This window comes from Hyella patelloides LEGE 07179, assembly GCF_900659865.1.
Lineage (GTDB): Bacteria > Cyanobacteriota > Cyanobacteriia > Cyanobacteriales > Xenococcaceae > Hyella > Hyella patelloides.
Map to the genome: position 1 here is coordinate 20,726 of NZ_LR213838.1, position 6,559 is coordinate 27,284.

The following is a 6,559-nucleotide window of genomic DNA, read 5'->3' on the forward strand; positions in this document are numbered from 1 at the left end:
TAAATGCCAAAAAAACAATCCCGTAGAATGAGGGAACTGTTAGAGAAAGTAGATGTAGATAAAGCCTACGAGCCTCTAGAAGCCCTAAACTTACTCAAAGAAACCGCTACAGCTAAATTTGATGAAACGGCGGAAGCTCATATCAGATTGGGAATCGACCCCAAATATACAGATCAACAAATACGCACCACTGTTAGTCTTCCTAAAGGAACAGGGCAAAGTGTTAGAGTAGCAGTTATCGCTCGCGGAGAAAAGGTTAAGGAAGCTGAAGAAGCAGGAGCCGAAATTTTTGGTTCAGAAGAACTAATTGATGAGATTCAAAAAGGCATGATGGATTTTGATATCCTGATTGCAACTCCTGATATGATGCCCAAAGTAGCCCGTCTTGGTCGTGTTTTAGGGCCTAAAGGCTTAATGCCATCTCCCAAAGGAGGAACTGTTACAGCCGATTTACCGACTGCAATTTCCGCATTTAAAGCTGGTAAACTAGAATTTCGCGCTGACCGATCTGGCATTGTTCATGTTATGTTTGGTAAAGCTTCTTTTAATGCTGAAGACTTGCTCGCCAATCTCAAGGCATTACAAGAAACTATCGATCGCAATCGTCCTTCTGGAGCAAAAGGTCGCTACTGGCGTAGCGTTTATGTTTCTTCCTCTATGGGTCCTTCAATTAATGTTGATATTTCTGCCCTTAGAGATTTACAATCAGAAGAAGCAGCTTAGTTAATTTTTTGAAGGCGAACAACTAAATATTTAAAGTTTAGGCAACTCATACCGAAGACAGCAGGTGCAATCAGCTTAATTTCCTGCCGAGGCTAATGTCATAAAATTTTAATTTCTCTTACTATACGATACACAGCAGTGGTAAGTAGAAATTATAAGGCATGACCTCTGGCAAACAGCTAGAGGTCTTTTTTATTGGTGTAAATTCTTTTGATGCCCTAAATGGGTACAAGATAACACCACGTTTCATGGTTGAAAATTAATTTCTACCATAATTAAGGAGGTGACAATCGCATGGGGAGAACCCGAGAAAATAAGGCAGAAATCATTGACTCACTCAAGTCTTGCTTGAGCGATGCTCAGATGGCTTTTGTCATCGATTATAAAGGGTTGTCAGTAGCCGAAATTACCGATTTGCGTAATCGTCTACGTCCTGTTGGTGGTAGCTGTAAAGTTACCAAAAATACGCTAATGGGACTTGCCGTTGAGGGAGACGAAAACTGGCAACCAATGACGGAATTTCTAAGTAATAGCTCTGCTTTCTTGCTCGTTGGAGAAGAAGTGGGTGCTGCTGTTAAAGCTTACAAAGAATTCCAAAAAGCCACCAAAAAAACTGAGTTAAAAGGTGGCGTGATGGAAGGTCGCGCTTTGTCAAAACAAGAAGTCGAAGCACTGGGCGATTTACCATCTAAAGAAGAACTATACGCACAAATTGCTGGTTCTATTAACGCATTGGCTACCAAAATTGCAGTGGGTGTCAAAGAAATTCCGACATCTGTGGCAAGAGGTATCAAAGCAATATCCGAAAAAGAAGACCAAGCTGCTGCGTAAGTCTAGCTGGTTATTAACTGTTGATTAATTTAAGGAGTAATACAAATGTCTGCTGTAGATGAAATTCTCGAAAAGCTAAAAACCCTCTCTCTTCTAGAAGCTGCCGATCTAGTTAAGCAAATTGAAGACACTTTCGGCGTTAGTGCTGCTGCATCTGCTGGAGTAGTTATGGCTCCTCAAGCTGGCCCTGCTGCTGAAGTAGAGGAACAAACTGAATTTGACGTTGTTCTTGAAGAAGTACCCAAAGATAAGAAGATCGCGATCCTCAAAGTGGTACGTAGCATCACTGGCTTAGGTCTTAAAGAAGCTAAAGCAATGGTAGAAGATACTCCTAAAACAATCAAAGAAGGAGTTCCCAAAGAAGATGCAGAAGCAACTCAGAAGCAATTAGAAGAAGCTGGTGCAAAAGTAGCAGTTAAATAATTGTCGATAGCTCGATAGCTCTCAAATATATTTGAAGACTATTTGAACACCATATAGTAGAAACAAGATGGGGCTTGATCTTTGGTCAAGCTCTTATTTTTTATTTGTATACGTCTAATGTGAATTGAAATTACTTTTGATATAACCTAAATCATCGTAAAAGAAAGCAAGTCTGCGTTACGAGAAGAGCGAGAATAATACCCATAGACTAAAATAGGTGAATTTATCTTTAGCTTATAGCTTATAGCTTACAGCTTATAGCTACGAACTAATAAGTTTAAAGCGAAGGGTCTTGGTGAGCATTCCCTTGCGCGATGCGTAGCGAGTCCTTTAGGGCCTGTCGCCGACGCGGGGTCTCACCGCTAATTCACATCAGGCGTTTGTATACTTGTTGATAATAAGATTGATATTCTTCAGAAAGTAAAGGCTGCCACCACTGTTGATTTTGCAAATACCACTGGACAGTTTTTCTCAGACCTTCTTCTACAGTAACTTGGGGATTCCAACCTAACTCAGTACTAATTTTAGTAGCATCGATCGCGTATCTGCGGTCATGTCCTAAACGATCTTTGACAAAGGTAATTAACTTGGATGAAGGCTTAACAGGAATATCTGTAGCCAATTCGTCCATTAATTCACAGAGTAATTTAACTAAATCAAGATTTTTAACCTCGTTATTACCCCCAATGTTATAGGTTTCTCCTGGTTGTCCTTTCTGAATCACCGTATCCAATGCGCGACAATGATCTTCTACATAAAGCCAATCGCGGATATTTTGCCCATCCCCATACACGGGTAAGGATTTACCCAACAGAATATTAATACACATCAGAGGGATCAACTTTTCAGGAAAATGATAAGGGCCATAATTATTAGAACAATTAGTAATCATAGTGGGCATCCCGTAGGTATGATAATATGCCCTTGCTAAATGATCGCTTCCTGCTTTAGATGCCGAATATGGACTATTAGGACTGTAAGGAGTCGTTTCGCTAAAAGCGGGATCGTCTGGTTCGAGGCTACCATAAACTTCATCTGTAGAGACATGAAGAAAACAATAATCTGCTGGTTTGTTTTGCTTGAGCCATCGCTGACGAAAAGCCTCTAAAAGAGTAAAAGTACCCACTACATTAGTTTGTACAAACGCACCAGGCCCTAAAATAGAACGATCCACGTGAGATTCGGCTGCAAAGTGAGCAATAGTATCGATATTTTCTTCTACTAACAGTTTATCAACTAAATCGCGATCGCAAATATCTCCTTCAACAAATCTTAAGTTAGCTGTTTGTTCTAAATCGGCAATAGTCGCCCGATTTCCTGCATAGGTTAAAGCATCTAAGACAACTACGCGATCTTTCTCATAGGTATGACACCAATGACGCACAAAATTAGACCCAATAAAACCAGCACCACCAGTAATAATTATGTTGCGAGACATTTGAGAATCACTCACTATATTTCTTGTTTAATTTTTAACATCAATCAATTTAGCAGTAAAGAAGATAAGTTAGTAGTAACTAAAAAAGGTGAACGCTGCCCACCTCAGAAAATCGTAACCAAGAAAAATGAAGATTGGTTTTAGAAATTATTCTCGAAATTTAATCAACGATCTTTTTGTTTTGATAACTGCGATACATTTGACGACCGCCAAACAAGCCACCTACTAACAATAAACCTAAAGTGGGGCTAAATTCAAAAGGTACTGAAGCGGATGCAGCATTATCAAACAGAATGTTTCCTCCTAAAGCTACTTGACCAGGATTGTCCCGTGTCCGCGTAGGAAATGAAAAACTAGATTGAAAGTAAGTTTGTGTTGGATTGATTCTATTGGGAGATATAGGATTAGCTCCACTTAATAAGTCTAGACCATTAATATCCCTCATGTCTGCTGCTACGCGATAAAAACTACCTGTTGTCAAATCGATACTCGCACCTAAATTTTCGTAGCGAAAACCATCAAGAATAGGTGCAGTAGTACCGCCTGATACCAATACCTGACCCAAAAGCGTACCAGAGTTATCCCAAAGACCCACATCTACACCAGTTCTACCTGATTCAAGAAATAGACCATCTTCACCCACATCGTATACGCCCAAAGCAGTCACTGTTAAATCTTCTGTGGCTTGAAAACCAAATCCGTATGTAAAGCCATTAACGCTATTACTTCCACCAGAAAAGTTAGATATTCCTGTTGTCAGTACAGCTTGAGCAGAGGAAGCTACTCCTAAAGAGAGAATACCACTAATTAGGGCTACCCCCCCATTTTGCTTGCTAATTGGGTAATTTTGCCTTTATTCATTTATTTTTGCCTAATATTTGCGTTTACATCAAAAAATCAGTAATCTTTATTACCTAGTCTCCGCGATCTTAGTCGTTGCTTCACATAAACCACAACAGGGAAAACAGTTAAGGGTTTTGACGCACTTACCAGGCAAATATCCATAAAATTACTCAAGCTGTAACATCATACTAAATCCTGTTCGGATAACACACTTTAAAATTTTTCAGGAGTCATAATTAACCATTTGGTACAGCTATATCTATTGGTAAGCGGATTTATAGCATTTGAAGTAAAGATTCGGAAGCTCGCAAAAATCTCACGCAAAGTCGCCAAGGCGCAAAGAAACTTTATAAGATAATATTGCTTAAGAACTTAGAGCTTAAAGCTTAAAGCTTATGGCTTAAAGCCACGAACCAAATTATTTTGCCTGAAAAAACCCAAATCAACAACGCTACCTAGGTTAATTCAATCTGGGAATCATCCCCAATCATGAAGCGTAGAGCTTTAGGTCGTTGGGAGGCGGGCTTGAGTTGCGCCCTTTCACCAATTAAGCTATCCACTATTCTTTGTTTAATATCAACGATTTTTGCCCCTTTCAACACCACGCTATGCTCAATATCAGCTTCAATCAGGCTAGTATCATCGGCAATACTGCTATAAGGGCCAATAAAGCAGTTTTCTATGTGGCAATTTTTCCCAATAGTTACAGGGCCTCGAATGGTACTATTGATAATTTTTGTCCCCACACCAATATGTACTCGACCACTTACTTTACTAGGTTCATCAATTGAACCTTCGATACTTAAATCTAAGCAACTATCTAAAATAATTTGATTGGCTGCTAGTAAATCGTCTTTTTTCCCTGTATCGAGCCACCATCCCGATAATCGGAAAGATTCGACATTTTTTTGCCAATTGATTAGATATTGAATTGCATCGGTGATTTCTAATTCTCCCCTAGCAGAAGGCTGAATATTGGATATCGCATTATGAATGGCTGGAGAAAATAAATAAACCCCTACCAACGCTAAGTTAGAAGGAGGATTTTGCGGTTTTTCAATTAATTGTAAAACTTTTCCCGTGCTATCTACTTGTGCCACACCAAAAGCGGTAGGATTTTCTACTTCACAAAGCAAGGTTAAAGCATCTAAATGTCTAGAGTTAAATTTATCAAGAAATAAATCTAGCTGACTTTCTACCAAGTTGTCTCCCAGATACATGACAAAGGGAGCATCCCCTAAAAAGGGTTGGGCTACTTTTACTGCATGAGCTAGTCCTAAAGGAGCATCTTGTAATATGTAAGTGATTTTAGCCCCAAACTGACTACCATCTCCTGTTTTTGCTTTAACCTCTCCTCCTGTTTCGGGACTAATAATAATTCCAATATCGGTAATTCCTGCTGCTACGATAGATTCAATGCCATACCAAAGGATCGGCTTATTAGCCACGGGTACAAGTTGCTTCGCACCAGTATAAGTAAGAGGGCGTAAGCGTGTTCCTTTACCACCAGAGAGAATAATTGCTTTCATTATCTATTAAGTATATTTTGTCAATTTTGGCACTCATAAGAAAGTCACAATAATTATGTGAAATTCCTTAAGATTTATGTACTCAATAAGATATTATATTAATTTGTCTAGCTTCTAAATTATTTGTCGAGTTTCTAATCTACTATAATTTAGTCAATAATTCAAAAAGCGTGTTTACTAGGAAGTACTGCAATTACTGGATTTTCAGCTAATATCCTTTTAACAATACTACTTTGACATCGATCTAAAATAATAAAACTATTCATTGATATATTAGTATTTGCTGCCACAGCAGCAAGGACAGACTCACTTCGATCTAAAGATAACTCTTCAAGAATAGTTTCTGAAGTTTGACTACTGCGAGCAAGTCTCAAACGAATGGATTCGCTTTTATTTTGAAGCAATTGTGACACTAAACTTGAATTGTTTGATATCTTTTTATTGCTAGCAAGACTAGTAATAACTCGCTCACTTTTATCTCCAAATAATTGTCTCAGAGTACTCAATGGTGTATTTTTGTGGTAAGCTACATCTGCTCGAACTAATTCATTTTTATCTTTAGACAATTGGTCGAGAATATTCCACGGTGTATCCCCATTTCCAGCTACGGCTAGACGAAAATCATGAGATGACATTAGCCTATGATACAGCGGTTTGCATCTAAATGTGGGACAATCAAGCATTGTAAAAGTAGATCGTAAATGAAAGCTTATTCGGTGGATTTTCGAGAGAAGATAGTCAGCGCGATCGAGAAAGGTGATAGTTCAGTAAG

7 protein-coding genes and 1 other annotated feature are annotated in these 6,559 nt (G+C 38.8%); of the genes, 3 read left to right on the forward strand and 4 right to left on the reverse strand.

From position 1 onward, the window contains the following. Positions 1–3 precede the first annotated feature (3 nt). From rplA to rplL, 3 genes are all read left to right on the forward strand, one after another. Positions 4–723, forward strand: coding sequence for a 50S ribosomal protein L1 (gene rplA, locus H1P_RS13300; protein ID WP_144867854.1), 720 nt, complete (start codon positions 4–6; stop codon positions 721–723). A 33-nt stretch (positions 724–756) separates the two neighbouring features. Continuing rightward, positions 757–926, forward strand: a sequence feature (ribosomal protein L10 leader region). A 91-nt stretch (positions 927–1,017) separates the two neighbouring features. After that, on the forward strand, positions 1,018–1,554 hold the full coding sequence (rplJ, locus tag H1P_RS13305) for a 50S ribosomal protein L10 (RefSeq protein WP_144867857.1): 537 nt from the start codon (positions 1,018–1,020) through the stop codon (positions 1,552–1,554). Positions 1,555–1,599: 45 nt separating this feature from the next. Then, positions 1,600–1,977 carry a 50S ribosomal protein L7/L12 gene (rplL, locus tag H1P_RS13310; protein ID WP_144867859.1) on the forward strand — a complete coding sequence of 126 codons (378 nt, stop codon included), beginning with the start codon at positions 1,600–1,602 and terminating at the stop codon, positions 1,975–1,977. Between the two features lie 367 nt (positions 1,978–2,344). Here the strand turns inward: rplL and rfbB are convergent, their stop codons facing one another. From rfbB to H1P_RS13330, 4 genes are all read right to left on the reverse strand, one after another. Then, positions 2,345–3,415: a dTDP-glucose 4,6-dehydratase gene (gene rfbB / locus H1P_RS13315; protein ID WP_186375954.1), complete on the reverse strand. Its 1,071-nt coding sequence runs from the start codon at positions 3,413–3,415 to the stop codon at positions 2,345–2,347. A gap of 160 nt (positions 3,416–3,575) precedes the next feature. Then, positions 3,576–4,082 (reverse strand): PFE-CTERM domain-containing protein, encoded by a 507-nt coding sequence (locus H1P_RS13320; RefSeq protein WP_144867864.1) that lies wholly within the window; start codon positions 4,080–4,082, stop codon positions 3,576–3,578. A gap of 631 nt (positions 4,083–4,713) precedes the next feature. Beyond that, complete coding sequence (locus tag H1P_RS13325; RefSeq protein WP_144867866.1) at positions 4,714–5,787, reverse strand: glucose-1-phosphate thymidylyltransferase; 1,074 nt, start codon at positions 5,785–5,787, stop codon at positions 4,714–4,716. A 161-nt stretch (positions 5,788–5,948) separates the two neighbouring features. Further along, positions 5,949–6,422: a hypothetical protein gene (locus H1P_RS13330; RefSeq protein ID WP_144867868.1), complete on the reverse strand. Its 474-nt coding sequence runs from the start codon at positions 6,420–6,422 to the stop codon at positions 5,949–5,951. Between the last annotated feature and the right edge of the window lie 137 nt (positions 6,423–6,559).